15 protein-coding genes are annotated in these 17,302 nt (G+C 63.9%); 8 read left to right on the top strand and 7 right to left on the bottom strand.

Annotated elements, in window-relative coordinates; genetic code table 11:
- Positions 1 to 4: 4 nt before the first annotated feature.
- The 6 genes from AC5O5I_RS16045 to AC5O5I_RS16020 form a co-directional block, all read right to left on the bottom strand.
- Positions 5 to 934, bottom strand: coding sequence for an electron transfer flavoprotein subunit alpha/FixB family protein (locus tag AC5O5I_RS16045; RefSeq protein ID WP_172227348.1), 930 nt, complete (start codon positions 932 to 934; stop codon positions 5 to 7).
- Positions 934 to 1,683, bottom strand: coding sequence for an electron transfer flavoprotein subunit beta/FixA family protein (locus AC5O5I_RS16040; RefSeq protein ID WP_494511129.1), 750 nt, complete (start codon positions 1,681 to 1,683; stop codon positions 934 to 936). Before AC5O5I_RS16040 ends, AC5O5I_RS16045 begins: the two co-directional genes overlap by 1 nt.
- Before the next feature lie 50 nt (positions 1,684 to 1,733).
- Positions 1,734 to 2,930, bottom strand: coding sequence for a CaiB/BaiF CoA transferase family protein (locus AC5O5I_RS16035; RefSeq protein WP_172288412.1), 1,197 nt, complete (start codon positions 2,928 to 2,930; stop codon positions 1,734 to 1,736).
- Between the two features lie 56 nt (positions 2,931 to 2,986).
- Positions 2,987 to 4,150 carry an acyl-CoA dehydrogenase family protein gene (locus tag AC5O5I_RS16030; RefSeq protein WP_494511128.1) on the bottom strand — a complete coding sequence of 388 codons (1,164 nt, stop codon included), beginning with the start codon at positions 4,148 to 4,150 and terminating at the stop codon, positions 2,987 to 2,989.
- Between the two features lie 71 nt (positions 4,151 to 4,221).
- Positions 4,222 to 4,818 (bottom strand): thiamine pyrophosphate-dependent enzyme, encoded by a 597-nt coding sequence (locus AC5O5I_RS16025; protein WP_172227356.1) that lies wholly within the window; start codon positions 4,816 to 4,818, stop codon positions 4,222 to 4,224.
- Positions 4,806 to 5,336 carry a thiamine pyrophosphate-binding protein gene (locus AC5O5I_RS16020; protein WP_110744360.1) on the bottom strand — a complete coding sequence of 177 codons (531 nt, stop codon included), beginning with the start codon at positions 5,334 to 5,336 and terminating at the stop codon, positions 4,806 to 4,808. Before AC5O5I_RS16020 ends, AC5O5I_RS16025 begins: the two co-directional genes overlap by 13 nt.
- A 488-nt stretch (positions 5,337 to 5,824) precedes the next feature.
- On the opposite strand from AC5O5I_RS16020, the gene AC5O5I_RS16015 reads away from it, so the two are divergent.
- From AC5O5I_RS16015 to AC5O5I_RS16005, 3 genes are all read left to right on the top strand, one after another.
- Complete coding sequence (locus tag AC5O5I_RS16015) at positions 5,825 to 7,117, top strand: dicarboxylate/amino acid:cation symporter (protein WP_172288416.1); 1,293 nt, start codon at positions 5,825 to 5,827, stop codon at positions 7,115 to 7,117.
- Between the two features lie 118 nt (positions 7,118 to 7,235).
- Complete coding sequence (locus AC5O5I_RS16010; protein WP_172227360.1) at positions 7,236 to 8,159, top strand: LysR family transcriptional regulator; 924 nt, start codon at positions 7,236 to 7,238, stop codon at positions 8,157 to 8,159.
- 279 nt (positions 8,160 to 8,438) lie between these two features.
- On the top strand, positions 8,439 to 9,809 hold the full coding sequence (locus tag AC5O5I_RS16005) for an MFS family transporter (protein WP_172288462.1): 1,371 nt from the start codon (positions 8,439 to 8,441) through the stop codon (positions 9,807 to 9,809).
- A 179-nt stretch (positions 9,810 to 9,988) separates the two neighbouring features.
- On the opposite strand, the gene prpR is transcribed toward AC5O5I_RS16005, so the two are convergent.
- Positions 9,989 to 11,935, bottom strand: a complete 1,947-nt coding sequence (gene prpR, locus AC5O5I_RS16000; protein ID WP_494511127.1) for a propionate catabolism operon regulatory protein PrpR — start codon at positions 11,933 to 11,935, stop codon at positions 9,989 to 9,991.
- Between the two features lie 199 nt (positions 11,936 to 12,134).
- Here prpR and AC5O5I_RS15995 point away from each other — a divergent pair, with 199 nt between their 5' ends.
- The 5 genes from AC5O5I_RS15995 (at position 12,135) to AC5O5I_RS15975 (ending at position 17,284) form a co-directional block, all read left to right on the top strand.
- Positions 12,135 to 13,193, top strand: coding sequence for a phosphotransferase family protein (locus AC5O5I_RS15995; protein WP_494511126.1), 1,059 nt, complete (start codon positions 12,135 to 12,137; stop codon positions 13,191 to 13,193).
- Positions 13,190 to 13,546 carry a DUF6285 domain-containing protein gene (locus tag AC5O5I_RS15990; RefSeq protein WP_494511125.1) on the top strand — a complete coding sequence of 119 codons (357 nt, stop codon included), beginning with the start codon at positions 13,190 to 13,192 and terminating at the stop codon, positions 13,544 to 13,546. Before AC5O5I_RS15995 ends, AC5O5I_RS15990 begins: the two co-directional genes overlap by 4 nt.
- Before the next feature lie 49 nt (positions 13,547 to 13,595).
- Positions 13,596 to 14,768, top strand: a complete 1,173-nt coding sequence (locus AC5O5I_RS15985) for an acyl-CoA dehydrogenase family protein (protein WP_494511124.1) — start codon at positions 13,596 to 13,598, stop codon at positions 14,766 to 14,768.
- Positions 14,768 to 15,535 carry an SDR family NAD(P)-dependent oxidoreductase gene (locus AC5O5I_RS15980; RefSeq protein WP_172285517.1) on the top strand — a complete coding sequence of 256 codons (768 nt, stop codon included), beginning with the start codon at positions 14,768 to 14,770 and terminating at the stop codon, positions 15,533 to 15,535. The genes AC5O5I_RS15985 and AC5O5I_RS15980 overlap by 1 nt, the downstream gene beginning before the upstream one ends.
- Before the next feature lie 96 nt (positions 15,536 to 15,631).
- Positions 15,632 to 17,284, top strand: coding sequence for an acyl-CoA synthetase (locus AC5O5I_RS15975; RefSeq protein ID WP_494511123.1), 1,653 nt, complete (start codon positions 15,632 to 15,634; stop codon positions 17,282 to 17,284).
- The last annotated feature ends 18 nt before the right edge of the window (positions 17,285 to 17,302 follow it).

The raw sequence follows: 17,302 nt of genomic DNA, 5'->3' as shown, positions 1-17,302 counted from the left end.
TCCTTTACAGCGTCGAAGTCAGTGCCGGGACGATCTCGAACAGATCGCCGACCAGGCCGTAATCAGCTATCTGGAAGATAGGTGCCTCTTCGTCCTTGTTGATAGCGACAATGACCTTGGAGTCCTTCATGCCGGCCAGGTGCTGGATAGCGCCGGAGATACCCACGGCGATGTACAGCTGCGGCGCCACGATCTTGCCGGTTTGCCCGACCTGCATGTCGTTAGGCACGAAGCCTGCGTCCACCGCGGCGCGCGAAGCACCGACCGCAGCGCCGAGCTTGTCGGCCAGGCTGTACAGGTGCTTGAAGTTGTCACCGTTGCCCAGGCCCCGGCCGCCGGACACCACGATCTTGGCGGCGGTCAGTTCGGGGCGCTCGGACTTGGCCAGCTCTTCGCCGACAAATGCCGACAGACCTGCATCTGCAGCCCCCGCCAGCGCCTCGATTGGCGCGCTGCCGCCTTCTGCCGGCGCGGCTTCAAACCCGGTGGAACGTACGGTGATGACCTTGACCGGAGCACTGGATTGCACCGTGGCAATGGCATTGCCGGCGTAGATCGGACGCTTGAAGGTGTCTGCGGACTCGACCGAAATGATCTCTGAGATCTGGTCGACATCCAGCAGCGCGGCCACCCGCGGCAAGAGGTTCTTGCCGTTGCTGGTGGCCGGGGCCAGCACATGGCTGAAGTCGCGACCCAGGTTGGCCACCAACGGCGCCACGTTTTCCGGGAGCTGATGGGCGTAGGCAGCATCGTCTGCGAGCAGCACTTTGGTCACCCCAGCGCACTGCGCGGCGGCGAACCCCACACCGGCCACGTCCTGGCCGGCTACCAGCAGCGCGATGTCGGCGCCGATCTGGCGGGCGGCGGCCAGGGTGTGCAGCGTAGGGGCGGCGAGGGTGTGATTGTCGTGTTCAGCAACTACCAGAATGCTCATCAAATCACCTTCGCTTCGTTTTTCAGCTTCTCGATCAGTTCGGCCACCGATTTGACCTTGATGCCCGCGCTGCGGGCAGCCGGGGCTTCAACCTTGAGGGTCTTGTTGGTGGAGGCCAGTGATACGCCCAGCGCGTCGGGAGTGACCATTTCCAGCGGCTTCTTCTTGGCCTTCATGATGTTCGGCAGTGACGCATAGCGCGGCTCGTTCAGGCGCAGGTCGGTGGTGACGATGGCTGGCATGTTCAGGGCCACCGTCTGCAGGCCGCCGTCGATCTCACGGGTAACCTCGAGCTTGTCAGCCGCCACGGCGACCTTGGAGGCAAAGGTGCCCTGGGCGTAGCCGGTCAGCGCGGCAAGCATCTGGCCGGTCTGGTTGTTGTCACTGTCGATGGCCTGTTTGCCGAGGATCACCAACTGCGGCTGCTCCTTGTCGACAACGGCTTTCAGCGCCTTGGCCACGGCCAGGGAATTCAACTCGTCAGCGGCTTCGACCAGGATGGCCCGGTCGGCACCCAGGGCCAGGGCAGTACGCAGTTGCTCTTGGGCAGTGGTCGGGCCGACGGAAACCACGACGATCTCGGTCGCAACGCCTTTTTCCTTCAGGCGTACGGCCTCTTCCACGGCGATTTCGCAGAAGGGGTTCATGGACATCTTGACGTTAGCAAGGTCGACGCCGGAGTTGTCCGCTTTGACGCGAACCTTGACGTTGTAGTCGACCACTCGTTTGATTGCGACGAGCACTTTCATAGGCAGGGATACTCTGTTTAAGCGTTGGCAACGGCGTGAAAAAAGAGGGGTCAGATGACCCCTGCAGTGCGCAGTTGCTGAATACGTTCATGGGGCAGGCCGAGCTCGGCAAGGATGCTTTCGTTGTGCTGGCCCAAGGCGGGGACAGGGTCCATGCGCGGCGCATAGGCGTTGCTGGTGGCCGGCGGCAACAGGCTGGGCACCGGGCCGGCGGCAGTGTCGATGCGCCGCCAGCGGTCGCGGGCCTGCAGTTGCGGGTGGGCCCAGACGCCCTGCATGTCATTGACCTTGGCATTGGCGATGCTGGCCCCATCGAGGCGCCCTATCACAGTGTCGAAGTCCAGTGCAGCAAATGCCTCGACGATCAGTCCGCGCAGCGCATCGCGATTGGTCACGCGCGTGAAATTGGCGCTGAAGCGCTCATCACTGGCCAGTTCCGGTTGCTGCAGCACCTGTTCGCAGAAGAGCTGCCACTCGCGCTCGTTCTGCAGCCCCAGCATGACGGTGCTGCCGTCGCCCACCGGGAAGGGGCCATACGGATAGATGGTGGCGTGCGCCGCGCCAGCACGTGGCGGTGGTGCGGCGCCCTCGTAGGCGTAGTAGAGCGGGTAGTTCATCCACTCTACCAAGGCCTCGAGCATGGACACTTCCACCTGGCTGCCGATGCCGGTCTTTTCCCGCAACAGGACCGCCGAAAGGATACCGGTATAGGCATACATGCCAGCGGCGATATCAGCGATCGAGTTGCCGGCCTTGGCCATCCCTTCTTCGCCAGGCCCGCCGGTGACCGACAGGAAACCGCCTTCGCTCTGGATCAGCAGGTCATAGGCCTTTTTCTGTTCGTAGGGGCCGCCCGCGCCGTAGCCCGAGATATCGCAGACGATCAGCCGCGGGAATCGCGCGTGCAGCGCCTCGAAGTTCAACCCCAGGCGCGCGGCCGCACCCGGTGCCAGGTTTTGCACCAGCACATCGGCCTGCTCCAGCAACTGATCAAGGATGTCGCTGGCGACTTCCTGCTTGAGGTCCAGGGCCAGGCTTTCTTTCGAGCGGTTGGTCCACACGAAATGCGAGGCCAGGCCGTTGACCCGCTGGTCGTAGCCCCGGGCGAAATCGCCACTGCCGGGGCGCTCCACCTTTATGACGCGGGCGCCGAGATCGGCCAGCTGGCGGGTGCAGAAGGGCGCCGCGATCGCGTGTTCAAGGCTGATGACGGTAATGCCGTCAAGGGGGCGGATGGGCTGGCTCATGGTGTTGTCTCTCTTGTTATGACAGGCCCCCGTGCGGCACAGGGGGGTAGTACGGATCAGAACGAGCGCGGCAGCTCCAGCAGGTGTTCGGCCACGTAGGACAGGATCAGGTTGGTCGAGATCGGCGCCACCTGGTACAGGCGGGTTTCACGGAATTTACGCTCTACGTCGTATTCATTGGCAAAGCCGAAGCCGCCGTGGGTCTGCAGGCAGGCGTTGGCCGCTTCCCAGCTGGCCTTGGCCGCCAGGTACTTGGCCATGTTGGCGGCCGCCCCGGCGTTGCGCCCGCTGTCGTATTCGGCGCAAGCGCGCCAGCGCATCAGGTCGGCGGCTTCGATCTCGATGTGGGCCTCGGCGATGGGGAACTGCACACCCTGGTTCTTGCCGATCGGCCGGCCGAACACCTCGCGGTCACGGGCATACTGGCTGGCTTTCTCGACGAACCAGCGGCCATCGCCGATGCATTCGGCGGCAATCAGGGTGCGCTCTGCATTGAGACCGTCGAGGATGTAGCGGAAGCCTTTGCCTTCTTCACCAATCAAGCTGCTGGCGGGAATTTCCAGGTTGTCGAAGAACAGCTCGTTGGTTTCGTGGTTCACCAGGTTGGCGATCGGCTGCACGGTCAGGCCGTTGCCGATGGCCTCGCGCAGGTCGACCAGGAAGATCGACATGCCATCGACCTTTTTTGTCACCTCGGCGAGCGGGGTGGTGCGGGCCAGCAGGATCATCAGGTCGGAGTGCTGCACACGCGAGATCCACACCTTCTGGCCATTGATTACATACTTGTCACCTTGGCGAACCGCGGTGGTCTTGATTTTGGTGGTGTCGGTGCCGGTGGACGGCTCGGTCACGGCCATCGACTGCAGGCGTAGCTCGCCGCTGGCCAGTTTGGGCAGGTAGTAGCGCTTCTGCTCTTCGCTGCCGTTACGCAGCAAGGTGAACATGTTGTACATCTGGCCATGGATGGTGCCGGAGTTGCCGCCGCATGCATTGACCTCCTCGAGAATCACCGACGCCTCGGCCAGGCCCAGGCCGGAGCCGCCGAACTCTTCCGGAATCATCGCCGACAGCCAACCCTCGTCGGTCATGGCCTTGACGAAGGCTTCAGGGAAGCCCTTTTCCTCGTCGATCTTGCGCCAGTATTCGGCGGGGAAGTCGCCACACAGGGCGCGGACACCCTCACGAATGGCCTTGAGTTCTTCGTTATTGTGGTCGTGCATCATCATTCTCCAAGGTGGGCCGGGCCGGCAGCGTCATCGTGGTTCGGCCGCCGGCCGACCCTGTAACACGGTCAGATTGGCTGGAAGCCCAGGGCAGCGCGGAAGCGGTTCTTGACGTAATGGCCATCGCGCGGCGGCAATACGCGCGGAGGGTTCTCGGCCTTGATTTTCACCGTAGCCAGCTTGACGCCATCGCGGTTGGCGAAACGCTCGCGCAAAGCATGCACGCCGTCCATCTCACGGATTTCCTGGGTCCAGGCAAAACCGCAGGTATCGGCGACCCGCTCGAGCTGGATGCCGAACCCGGCGTGGCTGACCTGCATGCCTGTCTCGCCGAAGTGGCCGTTATCCAGCACCACGATGGTCAGGTTCTTCGGCTGCTGCAGGGCAACGGTGGCCAGGGCGCCAAAGCCCATCAGCAGTTCGCCGTCGCCGGTGATCACCACCACGCTCTTGTCCGGTTGCGCATTGGCCAGGCCCAAACCGACAGTGATGGCGCTGCCCATGGCGGCCCAAAGGTAATAGTTGTTGGCATGATCGCCAGCGGCCATTACATCGTACGAGGCCGAGCCCAGGCCGGTGACCACCAGCACATCGTTGCGATCGGCGAGCAGGGAACGGACGACTTCACGGCGGCACAGCACGTGGTTGGCACTCACTTGACCCATTTCTTTTCTCCGATCAGACGCTGGCCGAGCAGCAGGGCAGTGGCGGCATCACCGTTGAAGGCCATGGTGGCGGCGCCATGCAGCAGGGGCGCGACGTCCTCTGGCTGGTCGGCGCGCCAGGTCATCACCTTCATCAGGTTCAGGGACGCTTCAGTGGCCTGGCCCATTGGGTTCTGCCAGGCGTTGAACTCGGCCCAGTCACCACGCATGGTCACCACCATCAACAGCGGGAAGCCGGCGCAGTTCTGCAGGGCGAGGGTGTTGATGCAGTTGCCGACACCGCTCGACTGCATCAGCAGGGCGCCGCGTTCGCCGCCCAGCCAGGCGCCGGCCAGGTAGCCGATGCCTTCTTCTTCGGTGGTAAGCACAACGGCCTTGATATCGGGGTCGGCGTAGGACATGCGGATGGCTGCCGAGTGGCCGGCATCCGGGACGAACACGACGTGCTTGACGTCGTGGGCCTTGAGGACACGGAACACGTCCTCTTGCCAGTTCTGTTCAGCTTCTTGCGATGACATGCGTATCTCCCGGCAGTGCTGCTTTTGTTTTTCCACATGATGGGGGGAGTTGAGGTGCACGACGACTACCGTTTTTTTCTTTGAGATATGCCGGGCCGGCATAGGTTGGCCCATGGAATGGCGGGTCGGCGTTTGGTGTGGCCAGGTGCCGGATGGGGGCAGGCATGGCTCGCGCAGGAGCGGCTGCCTCTATAGAAAGCGGGCATAGCTGATAGACACATGCAGCGCTTATGGGCCGCAGGCAAAGACGTTAGGTTGTCCACTCGGTTGCGGCCGCGCCGCTGTCGAATCAAAACAACAATAAGATCGAGGGTTGTCCATGATGCTTCGTTACCTGCGCACACTCGCCGGGTGGTTCATTGCCGAGCCGCCATTGGCCGATACGCCAACCTCGCCCTGCCGGTTCCGGCACCTTGCACTGTCCTACTTCGTTCCGTAATGCACTGCTCAGGCGGTGACGGATCCTATTGCTTGAATACAGGTGCTCAATGAGACTCAAACTACCGTTGGCGGGCTGGATACTGCTGGCCATGTTTCTCGGCGTGATGATCGGCTACGTCATTTTTCTTACCAGCCCGGACAAAGCCGCTGCCGCCCATACCGCCGGGTACATCTCGGTGATCTCGGACGTGTTCCTGAGGCTGATCAAGATGCTGATCGGGCCGCTTGTGTTTTCCACCCTGGTGGTAGGCATCGCCCACATGGGCGATGCCGGTGCAGTGGGGCGGGTATTCGGCAAGGCCATGATGTGGTTCTTGACGGCCTCGCTGCTGTCGCTGGCGGTAGGCTTGATGATGGCCAACATCCTGCAACCAGGGCTGCACCTGGCACTGCCACTGCCGGACGTGAGTGAAACCACTTCGCTGCAGACCTCAGCCTTTACCCTCAAGGCCTTTGTCACCCACCTGGTACCCAGGTCATTCGCCGAGGCACTGGCCAACAACGAGATCCTGCAGATCGTGGTGTTCTCGCTGTTCTTCGGAGTCGCCCTGGCGGCGCTGGGGGAAAAAGCCAAGGGCCTGGTACGCCTGGCCGATGAGCTGGCGCAGGCCATGCTGCTCATCACCGGCTACGTCATGAAGCTGGCGCCCTTGGCTGTCATGGCGGCGATGGCTGCCACGGTGGCAGTCAATGGCTTGTCGATCCTCGCCACGTTCGCCGTGTTCATGCGCGACTTCTATCTGGGCTTGGTCTTGCTGTGGATGTTGCTGGTGCTGGCCGGTGCGATGTTCCTGGGCCGGCGGGTGTTCGCCTTGCTGGCACTCATCAAGGAGGCGTTTCTGCTGGCGTTCGCCACTGCCAGCTCGGAATCAGCCTACCCGAAACTCCTCGCGGCGCTGGACCGCTTTGGGGTCAGCCGCAAGATTTCCAGTTTCGTGATGCCAATGGGCTACTCGTTCAACCTCGACGGCTCGATGATGTACTGCACCTTTGCCGTGCTGTTCATCGCACAGGCCTACGGTGTAGAGATGACCCTCGGCACACAGATCCTCATGCTGCTGACCTTGATGCTGACCTCCAAAGGGCTGGCAGGGGTGCCTCGGGCATCGTTGGTGGTGATTGCCGCAACACTGGTTCAGTTCGATATTCCCGAAGCGGGGCTGCTGCTGATTTTGGGCATAGACACCTTCCTCGACATGGGGCGTTCGGCCACCAATGCCGTGGGTAACTCGATCGCCACTGCGGTGGTGGCCAAATGGGAAGGGGAGTTGCAGGAACCGGAGGTGGAGCAGGCAACCCCACGCGCTACTCTCCCGCAAGCAGATAAGCCAATAGGTTGAGCCAGGCGCTCGGCTTCTAACTGCTATGCTCAAATTCTATAGCTGGTGCCCCGGGCTGTCTTTAGACTGTCAAACACGCCGCTCCAATGGCGCCCCTCTCCCTGCTAGTGGCTTAACGATGGACGTAACGCAACTTAAAACCCTGATCCACGTGGCAGAACTTGGCAGCTTGAGCAAGGCGTCTGACCGGCTGCACGTGGCGCAACCGGCATTGAGCCGGCAGATCCGGCAGTTGGAAAAGGAGCTGGGCGTCTATCTGTTCGAGCGCCATGGCCGTGGGATGGAAATCACCGCAGCGGGGCTCGAGGTGCTGGAGCGGGCCACCCGCATCATGAACGAGCTGGAATCCATTCGTACCTCGGTGGCCGGCGGCCGCGCGGCGTTTCGCGGCATGGTCGCCATCGGCACCACGCCGACCATCGCCGAGATCGTCACGGTTCCGCTGGTCAAGCGCATCAGCGACACCCACCCGGACCTGTCCATCCGCTTTTCATCGGCCTTCAGCGGCTACCTGCTGGACTGGTTGCAGCGCGGCGAACTGGAACTCGCGATCTCCTACGATCCGCAGCCCCTGCATACACTGCGCATCGAACCGGTGATGATGGAAAACCTGGTGCTTGTCGGCCCTCCCGATTCTGGGCTGGGTCTCGATACGGCGGTACCATTCGCACAGTTGGCCAGTGAACCGATGGTCTTGCCCAGCCCCCGTCATGGGCTGCGCAAGATCATGGACCAATGTGCCCTGGAGCGCGGCTTCAAGATCACCACCAGCGTCGAGGCGGATTCATTCGGCGCAATGATCGACCTGGTGCGCAATGGCTTCGGCTACACCGCATTGCCCTTGGCGTCGATCTACTCGCGCTTGAACGACGGCACTCTGTGCGCCGCACCGCTGGTCGACCCCACGCCCATGCGCAAACTGGTGCTGGTGCTGCCGGCCGATCGCCAGGTGAGCCCGGCAACCCGCTATGTCGGCCAGACCTTCGTCGATATTGCCTCGGAGCTTGTGGCCGAAGGCATCTGGGCTGGGCATATGCTGTGACGCAGCCACAGCCAGCTATTCAATTGAGGCATAACTGCTAGAGGGTAGCGGGTCTGGCCGCTATTCAGGCGAGGGCGTAGCTTTGCTCGGGAATAAAAGTCAGTGCGCTTTCGCTGACTTGTAAAATAATAGATCCCAAAAGGTACCCCCATGATGCGCGTTTTATCGCCATGCGTTTTGCCGCCTGCTTTTTCCCGCCACGACTCCAGCTCGATCGATCGAACGTAAACCGACGCTGTCGTTCCTGCCTTGCGTTTGCCTAAGATCTGGAGTTACCTCATGCACGCCGACAATAACAATCCCGCTGCGCCTGATATCCACAACCTGACCAACCGCCAACGAATCCGCGCCATTCTCGGTGCCTGCTCCGGTAACCTGGTGGAGTGGTACGACTTCTTCATCTACGCCTACACCTCGATCTACTTCGCAGCCCTGTTCTTCCCCCAAGGCGACCAGACCACGCAGTTGCTGGCGACCGCCGGGATCTTCGCCGTGGGCTTTTTCATGCGCCCCTTGGGCGGGTGGATCTTCGGTTACCTGGCCGATACCCGGGGCCGCAAGTTTTCCATGATCATCTCTGTGTTCCTGATGTGTGGCGGCTCGCTGATGATTGCCGTGCTGCCCACTTATGAGTCCGTAGGCATGGCAGCTCCGGTGCTGCTGCTGATAGCCCGCCTGATGCAGGGGCTCTCGGTCGGTGCTGAATATGGCACCGGAGCCACCTACATCAGCGAGATTTCCCGCAAGGGCAAGCGCTGCTTCTTTGGCTCGTTCCAGTATTTCACCATCATCGCCGGCCAGCTGCTCGCGCTGCTCACGGTGGTGGTGCTGCAGAACGTGCTGCCGATCGAGGAGCTCAAGGCCTGGGGCTGGCGTATTCCGTTCTTCATCGGTGCGGTGAGCGCACTGGTGGTGGTATATCTGCGCCGTTCAATGCTTGAGACCGCCCATGCTCAGGGCGCGAAACACAAGGAAGCCGGCTCGATCAAAGCGCTGATGAAGCACAAGAAGGCTCTGTTGCTGACCATCGCCATTACGGCCGGTTGCTCGCTCCATTTCTACACCTTCTCCACCTATATGCAGAAATACCTGGTGGTGTCGGCCGGCTTCGATCCCTCGACGGTCAGCTTCATCATGACCGCCGCACTGGTGGTGTTCATGTGTCTGCAGCCGGTGTTCGGGATGATGGCCGATCGTATCGGCTCGCGTAACAGCATGATTGCCTTCGGCCTGCTGTCGAGCGTGTTGATCGTGCCATTGCTCACGGGCCTGAAGAGCGTCAGCAACCCGTACGAGGCCTTTGCGCTGGTGATGCTAGGGCTGCTGATTGCAGCGTTCTACACGCCAGTGACCGGCGTGCTCAAGGCTGACCTGTACCCGGCCACCGTTCGTGCGCTGGGAGTAGGCTTACCTTACGCACTGGGCAATGCGTTGTGTGGCGGTACGGCCGAGTACGTGGCACTGTCATTGCGCGGCGCGGGGGTGGAGTCGTACTTCTACTATTACGTGGCGGCCATGAGCGCCATTACGCTGCTGGCTGCCGTACTCATGCCCGACCTGCGCAAACATGGTTACCTCGACGGCACCGGGGCGGTGGAGGAGAACACCGGCTTGCGCGGCGGCGCTGCGTACTCCAACGCCAGGGGCTGAATCCTGGCCCGGGCAGCCGCCGGGTATCTTTACCACTATGCTGCCCGGTCCTGTAGTGTCTCGATGCAGTGCCTGGAGACAGTACGGGCCCGTACTGGAGCGCTCGTGACGAACGTCTTCCATCGACCCGGAGCAGATACTGAGTCGGTAATCGGCCGTCAGGTGGCTAACTACCAGATTCACCCCACTGCCCTGAGCCTTCGCCATAACGTGGTCCGGCTGATGCCCAGCTGCCGCGCCGCTTCGTCGAGATTGCCCTGGCAGTTGTCCAGGGTTTCCTGCACATGGCGCAACTGAGCGGCCTTGCCGATGCTGTGCAGGTCCGACTCCCGGGAGGGCCTGGCACGGCTGGTTGGCGTAACCCCTTCGCACAGCTCGGGCAGCACCCGCGCCAAGTACTGTTCGTCTACGCCATGCTCCCCCAGCAGCTCGCGGGCCGAGAGCATCGCCCGCTCGATTACGTTCTCCAGCTCACGCACATTGCCCGGCCACCCGTGGCGTGTCAGGTAAGGCAACAGGGCGCCTGGCACGTCCGCCGCGCCCGGTGGCTGGCCTTGGACCAGCAGGCGCTGGCTGATGCCCCGGCAGATCAGGGCAATATCCTCGGGGCGCTCGCGCAAAGGGGTGGTCTGCAGGCGCAGGATATTGAGTCGGTAATACAGGTCGGTACGGAAGTCGCCATCGACTATCGCGCTTCGCAGGTCTTGATGGGTAGCGGCGATGATGCGCACATCGATCGCGATCGGCTCGGTGCCGCCCAGGCGCAGTACTTCGCGCTCCTGCAGCACACGCAGCAGGCGCGTTTGCAGCGGCACGGGCATGTCGCCGATCTCGTCGAGAAACAGTGTGCCCCGGTGCGCCACTTCGAACAGGCCAGGCTTGCCGCCCTTGCGTGAGCCGCTGAAGGCGCCTTCCTCGTAGCCGAACAGTTCGCTTTCCAGCAGCGTCTCCGGGAACGCCGCGCAGTTGATGGCGACGAAGGGGCCTTGTCGGCGCGGGCTCTCGTTGTGGATGCCCTGGGCCAGCAACTCTTTGCCGGTGCCGCTTTCACCGGTGATCAGGATGGTTGACTGGCTGGCGGCAAAACGCCTGGCCAGCTGCAGCATTTCGCGGTTGGCCCGGCTGTTGCCGTCGAGCTGCTCAAGGCGGTACCGGGCGGTAAAGGCGCCGGGCCGGCGGGTGGAACGGATGCGCTGGTCCGCCCGCTGCACGGCGGTGGTGTCCTGGCAGGTCAGGACCAGGCCGGTGCGCTGGCCGTTCTCGAGGATCGGCAGCAGGTTGCTGACCACTGCATGTGAGCCGAGCCGGATCACCCGGTTTTCTTCGCCGCCCTCTGCAAACGCCTGCTGCAGGTCCAGTTCCGGGCACAGCTGCTGCAGCGGACGGCCCAGCGCCGCGCTGAGCGGCAAATCCAGCAGCTGAGCCAGGGCCGGATTGAGCGACTGCACCACGCCCTGGTTGTCGACCGCCGCCACGCCGGTGGGGATGTGTTGCAGCACGGCGTTCAAGTGCCGGCGCTTGGCGATCTCGATCCGTTGGCTATCAAGGATGCCCACGGCCTCCTCGAGCGCCTTGCGCACAGTGTCCTCGCTCAGTGACAGCACGCCGTGCAGGCCGGCCTGTTCCGCCAGCTCCACCACCGTCGATGAGCCGATGATGCTGCGACACCCCATCCGTGCGGCCTGTTCGACTTCCTGGCGCGCTTCTTCCAGGGAGGTGTAGGCAGCCTGGTGAACCTGCACGGTGAACAGCCCGGCCATGGCCTGAAGGCCCTGGTCGATGCGGTTGTAGCTGAGCAAGGCCACTTGCGAGGCATGCTCGCGCGCTTGCCCCAGTGCCCGCAGCAGGTCACCGCCGCCCACACGCATCGTCAGTACCGGGCGCGCCAGGTGCTTACGCAGGTAGGCAGCAGTGGCCCCGGCGCAGATGAACACGTCGGCTTCTCCGCGCAATTCCAGTTCGCGGGCGGCTTGCAGTACCTCGGTCACCGAGGTGTCGAGCACTTCGATGTGGGTGTCGGGGTAGTCCGCGGCGAGCGCGGCCACCATTTGCGCGAGGCGGCTGCGTTGCAGGGGGCGCTGCAGGTGACTGATCAGCACGACGACCTGGGAGGTGGGGGAATGCATGGCGGCGCCTGTTCAGAAATGAATTGTTTCCATCCTGAACCAATTTGTTTCATCTATGCAATTCCGCGCTTCGCCAGCCTTTCCCATGAGCCGCTGCAGGCCAGGCATGACGGGGCTTGCAGATGATCCTGAGAAAGTTGGCCCGGGTGTTGCTCCAGTTGACCTGCCCACTTCAAACCGAAGGCAGGACCATTGATTCATGATCAGTTCCTCTACGACTTGTCCGGCAGGCGACATGCTCGCGGTCGCGACCGATGAGCAGCGCCTTGTCGACTTCATCCGTGAGCAGGCAACGGCAACGCGTGTTGAGATTCAAGCCCGCAAGCGTCTGAGCGGCGGTGCCATCCAGGAAAACTGGCTGCTCGAACTGCTGATCGAGGGCGGTCCCTGGGCCGGTACCCGGCGCTGGGTGTTGCGCAGCGACGCGCTGTCCGCGCTGCCGGCCAGCCTCGACCGCGCCCAGGAGTTCGCCGTGTTGCAGGTGGCCCACCAGGCCGGGGTAAAAGTTCCGCGGCCACTCTGGCTGTGCCGCGATACGCAGGTCCACGGGCGGGTGTTCTTCCTGATGGAGTATGTGCCGGGTGTCGCTGCCGGGCGGGTGCTCAGCGCAGGAGCGGGCGCCCAGGGCCGGGCCCGGCTGGCGGAGCAGCTCGGCGCTAACCTGGCGCGCCTGCATCAGATCCGCCCGCCGAGTGCGGCATTGGACTTCTTGCCCGTGCCGCAGCGTTCGCCTGCACTGGCCACCGTCGATGCCTATCGGCGCTACCTCGACACCCTCGACGATGCCTACCCGGCACTGGAGTGGGGCCTGCGCTGGTGCGAACTGCATGCACCGCGAGACAGCCGTCTGTGTCTGCTGCACCGCGACTACCGCACGGGCAACTACCTGGCCAGCGAGCAGGGGCTGGAAGCGGTGCTGGACTGGGAATTCACCGGCTGGGGCGACCCTTGCGAGGACCTCGGCTGGTTTACCGCCCCGTGCTGGCGGTTCACGCGCCCTGACCTGGAAGCTGGCGGCGTTGGCCAGCTGGCGGACTTCCTGCGTGGCTACCACCAGGTATCGCCACTGTGGGTTGAGCCCCACCAACTGCACTACTGGCAGGTCATGGCGACCCTGCGCTGGGCGGTAATCGCGCTGCAGCAGGGGCAGCGCCATCTGTCCGGCGAAGAGCCTTCCCTGGAGCTGGCACTGACCGCGCGCCTGCTGCCGGAGCTTGAACTCGACATCCTGAACATGACCGGAGCCGATGCGCCATGACCCAGCCGCACGCCCATCAATTACTTGAAATCGCCCGCCAGACCTTGCTGGAGCAGGTATTGCCGGCTCTGCCCGGCGAGCTGCGCTACCCGACGCTGATGATCGCCAACGCCATGGCCATCGCCGCCCGCGAAAACCGCCTGGGCGCCGTCCTCGGCCTTCAGGAGCAGGCGCACCTGGCCGCGCTGATCGATGCACCGGCCCCTTCATTGCAGGAAGCCCGACGCCAGCTGGCACGGGCGATTCGCCAAGGTCACCACGATACCCCGCACAGCGCTCGCACTCTGGTCGAGACGCTGCGCCAGGTGTCGCTCGACCGGCTGACGATCAGTAACCCCAAGGCCGTGCGCTGAGCGAGGCGCACCCCTGTTTCAAGACCGACAAGCACCAACAAGGACCCTCATGAACTTCACCCTCCCAGACGAACTGCTCGAACTGCAGGCCAGAACCCGCACTTTCATTGCCGAACAGGTCATCCCGTTCGAGAACGACCCACGCCAGGATGGCCACGGCCCCAGCGACGCCCTGCGTCGGGACCTGCAGGCCCGCGCCCAGGCAGCGGGCCTGCTGACGCCCCACGCCAGCCGCGAAATGGGCGGGTTGGGCCTGAGCCATGCAGCCAAGGCCATCGTCTTCGAAGAGGCCGGCTACTCGCCCCTGGGCCCGGTGGCGCTGAACATCCATGCCCCGGACGAAGGCAACATCCACCTGATGGACGTGGTGGCCACCGAAGCGCAAAAGGACCGCTGGCTGCGGCCCTTGGTCCAGGGGCACATGCGCTCGTGCTTCGCCATGACCGAACCGGCGCCGGGCTCGGGGTCAGATCCGTCGATGCTGCGCACCACCGCCACCCGCGATGGCGACGATTACCTTATCAACGGCCGCAAGTGGTTGATCACCGGGGCCGACGGCGCCGGGTTCGCGATCATCATGGCGCGCATGGAGGATGGCTCGGCGACCATGTTCCTGTCCGACATGCAGCGCGAAGGGATCATCCACGAGCGCCAGCTGGATACCCTGGACAGCTGCTTCACCGGCGGCCACGGGCAACTGCGTTTCGACAACCTGCGGGTACCGGCCAGCGATGTGCTGGGCGAGATCGGCAAGGGCTTCCGCTATGCCCAGGTACGCCTGGCCCCGGCGCGCCTGACCCACTGCATGCGCTGGCTCGGTGCCGCGCGACGGGCCCATGACATCGCCTGTGACTACGCACGCACCCGCGATGCGTTCGGCAAGCCGCTGGGTGAGCATCAGGGCGTAGGCTTCATGCTGGCCGACAACATGATGGACCTGCATGTGGTGCGCCTGGCGGTCTGGCACTGCGCCTGGGTGCTCGACCAAGGCCAGCGCGCCAATGTCGATTCGAGCATGGCCAAGGTGATCAGCGCCGAGGCGCTGTGGCGGGTGGTCGATCGCTGCGTGCAGGTGCTGGGCGGGCGTGGCGTGACCGGGGAGACCGTGGTGGAGCGGATCTTCCGCGACATTCGCCCGTTCCGCATCTACGACGGCCCAAGCGAAGTGCACCGCATGAGCCTGGCGAAGAAACTCCTCGACCAGCGCCCGGGAGCCCACTGATGCAGCCGACTGTTGCCCGACTGTTCGCCCTTGATGGGCGGCGCGCCCTGGTGACCGGCGCCTCCAGCGGCCTTGGCCGACATTTCGCCACTACCCTGGCGGCGGCCGGTGCCGAGGTGGTGGTGACGGCCAGGCGCCTGGGGCCGCTGCAGAGCCTGGTCGAGTCTATCGAGCTGGCCGGTGGTCGCGCGCGGGCCCTGGCCCTGGATGTGACCTGCCGCGACGATGTATGCCGGGTGCTCGATGCCGCCGGCCCGCTGGATGTGCTGGTCAACAACGCCGGGGTGAGCGACAGCCAGCCGCTGCTGGCCTGTGACGACCAGAGCTGGGACCGGGTGCTCGACACCAACCTGAAGGGGGCCTGGACCGTGGCCCAGGAGTGCGCCCGGCGGATGGTCGCTGCGGGGCAGGGCGGCAGCCTGATCAATGTGACCTCGATCCTCGCCAGCCGTGTGGCAGGTGCCGTCGGCCCTTATCTCGCGGCCAAGGCCGGGCTTGCCCACCTGACTCGCGCCATGGCCCTGGAACTGGCGCGCCATGGCATCCGGGTGAACGCCTTGGCGCCGGGCTACGTGATGACCGAGCTCAATGATGCCTTCCTGGCCGGCGAGGCCGGAGAGAAGCTGCGCTCGCGTATCCCCAGTCGGCGCTTCAGCCAGCCACAGGACCTGGACGGCGCCTTGCTGTTGCTGGCCAGCGACGCCGGGCGGGCCATGAGCGGCACCGAAATCGTGGTCGATGGCGGGCACCTGTGCAGCAGCCTGTGATCTGACCCGGCCACAACCCTGATGCGAGAACAACAATAAGCAGGAGATGTGTATGTACCTTCAATGCCTGGATAACCTGTCGATGGGGTGTCAGTGATGATTCACCCAACCTTCGAGCATGAGCTTGCCCCCAACGAAGCCAACCATGTGCCCCTTTCACCGTTGTCGTTCCTCAAACGCGCCGCCCAGGTGTACCCGCAGCGTGATGCCGTGGTGTACGGCGAGCGGCGCTACAGCTACCAGCAGCTGCATAAGCGCAGCCGTGCCCTGGCCAGTGCGCTGGAGCGGGTCGGCGTGCAGCCGGGCGAGCGGGTGGCGATACTCGCGCCGAACATCCCTGAAATGCTCGAGGCGCACTATGGCGTGCCCGGTGCGGGCGCCGTGCTGGTGTGCATCAATATCCGCCTGGAGGCGCGCAGCATCGCTTTCATCCTGCGTCATTGCGCGGCCAAGGTGCTGATCTGCGATCGTGAGTTTGGCGCGGTGGTGCAACAGGCACTGGCCATGCTCGACACGCCTCCATTGCTGGTAGCCATCGACGATGACGCGTCCGAGCCGGGCGAGCTGGCCGATGACCTGGAGTACGAGGCATTCCTGGCCCAGGGCGATCCGGCCAGGCCGCTGAGCGCGCCTCAGAATGAATGGCAATCGATCGCCATCAACTATACCTCTGGCACCACCGGCGACCCCAAGGGCGTGGTGCTGCATCACCGTGGCGCCTACCTCAATGCCTGCGCCGGGGCGCTGATCTTCCAGCTGGGGCCGCGCAGCGTCTACCTGTGGACCTTGCCGATGTTCCACTGCAACGGTTGGAGCCACACCTGGGCGGTGACCTTGTCCGGGGGCACCCATGTGTGCCTGCGCAAGGTCCAGCCCGAAGCGATCCACACCGCGATCGCCGTGCATGGTGTGACCCATTTGAGCGCCGCGCCGGTGGTGATGTCGATGCTGATCCACGCCGAGCACGCCGGCGCGCCGGGCGGGCCGGTATCGGTGATCACCGGCGGCGCCGCGCCGCCCAGCGCGGTGATCGCGGCGATGGAAGCACGCGGCTTCAGCATCACCCATGCCTATGGCATGACCGAAAGCTACGGCCCCAGCACACTGTGCCTGTGGCAGCCGGGCGTCGACGAATTGCCTCTGAAGGCTCGCGCCCGGTTCATGAGCCGCCAGGGCGTCGCCCACCCGATGCTTGAAGAGGCTACGGTGCTGGATACCGACACCGGCCGTCCGGTCCCGGCCGACGGCCTTACCCTTGGCGAGCTGGTGGTGCGCGGCAACACCGTGATGAAAGGTTACCTGCACAATCCAGAGGCCACCCGGGCCGCATTGGCCAATGGCTGGCTGCACACGGGCGACCTGGCCGTGCTGCACCCGGACGGCTATGTGGAAATCAAGGACCGGGCCAAGGACATCATCATTTCCGGCGGCGAGAACATCAGCTCGCTGGAGATCGAAGAAGTGCTGTACCAGCACCCTGAGGTGGTCGAGGCCGCAGTGGTGGCGCGCCCGGATTCGCGCTGGGGCGAGACACCCCATGCGTTTGTCACCCTGCGCTCGAATGGGCTCGCCACGGTCACGGAAGGCGACCTGATCCGCTGGTGCCGTGAACGTCTGGCGCATTTCAAGGCTCCGCGACATGTGTCGCTCACGGAACTGCCCAAGACCGCCACCGGCAAGATCCAGAAGTTCGTCCTGCGTGAGTGGGCCCGGCAACAGGAGGCGCCGACCGCCGACGCCGAGCACTGATCGAGCTGTAACACCTGC

The sequence above is a fragment of the Pseudomonas sp. 9_2_1 genome, from assembly GCF_059295275.1.
Note: the sequence above shows the minus strand (reverse complement) of the source record. Positions and strands in the feature narration are given on the sequence as shown.

What these genes read in the sequence shown, in the direction of transcription:
- AC5O5I_RS16045 (WP_172227348.1), bottom strand. Translation starts at nt 934, where the DNA reads ATGAGCATTCTGGTAGTTGCTGAACACGACAATCACACCCTCGCCGCC.
- AC5O5I_RS16040 (WP_494511129.1), bottom strand. Translation starts at nt 1,683, where the DNA reads ATGAAAGTGCTCGTCGCAATCAAACGAGTGGTCGACTACAACGTCAAG.
- AC5O5I_RS16035 (WP_172288412.1), bottom strand. Translation starts at nt 2,930, where the DNA reads ATGAGCCAGCCCATCCGCCCCCTTGACGGCATTACCGTCATCAGCCTT.
- AC5O5I_RS16030 (WP_494511128.1), bottom strand. Translation starts at nt 4,150, where the DNA reads ATGCACGACCACAATAACGAAGAACTCAAGGCCATTCGTGAGGGTGTC.
- AC5O5I_RS16025 (WP_172227356.1), bottom strand. Translation starts at nt 4,818, where the DNA reads ATGGGTCAAGTGAGTGCCAACCACGTGCTGTGCCGCCGTGAAGTCGTC.
- AC5O5I_RS16020 (WP_110744360.1), bottom strand. Translation starts at nt 5,336, where the DNA reads ATGTCATCGCAAGAAGCTGAACAGAACTGGCAAGAGGACGTGTTCCGT.
- AC5O5I_RS16015 (WP_172288416.1), top strand. Translation starts at nt 5,825, where the DNA reads ATGAGACTCAAACTACCGTTGGCGGGCTGGATACTGCTGGCCATGTTT.
- AC5O5I_RS16010 (WP_172227360.1), top strand. Translation starts at nt 7,236, where the DNA reads ATGGACGTAACGCAACTTAAAACCCTGATCCACGTGGCAGAACTTGGC.
- AC5O5I_RS16005 (WP_172288462.1), top strand. Translation starts at nt 8,439, where the DNA reads ATGCACGCCGACAATAACAATCCCGCTGCGCCTGATATCCACAACCTG.
- prpR (WP_494511127.1), bottom strand. Translation starts at nt 11,935, where the DNA reads ATGCATTCCCCCACCTCCCAGGTCGTCGTGCTGATCAGTCACCTGCAG.
- AC5O5I_RS15995 (WP_494511126.1), top strand. Translation starts at nt 12,135, where the DNA reads ATGATCAGTTCCTCTACGACTTGTCCGGCAGGCGACATGCTCGCGGTC.
- AC5O5I_RS15990 (WP_494511125.1), top strand. Translation starts at nt 13,190, where the DNA reads ATGACCCAGCCGCACGCCCATCAATTACTTGAAATCGCCCGCCAGACC.
- AC5O5I_RS15985 (WP_494511124.1), top strand. Translation starts at nt 13,596, where the DNA reads ATGAACTTCACCCTCCCAGACGAACTGCTCGAACTGCAGGCCAGAACC.
- AC5O5I_RS15980 (WP_172285517.1), top strand. Translation starts at nt 14,768, where the DNA reads ATGCAGCCGACTGTTGCCCGACTGTTCGCCCTTGATGGGCGGCGCGCC.
- AC5O5I_RS15975 (WP_494511123.1), top strand. Translation starts at nt 15,632, where the DNA reads ATGATTCACCCAACCTTCGAGCATGAGCTTGCCCCCAACGAAGCCAAC.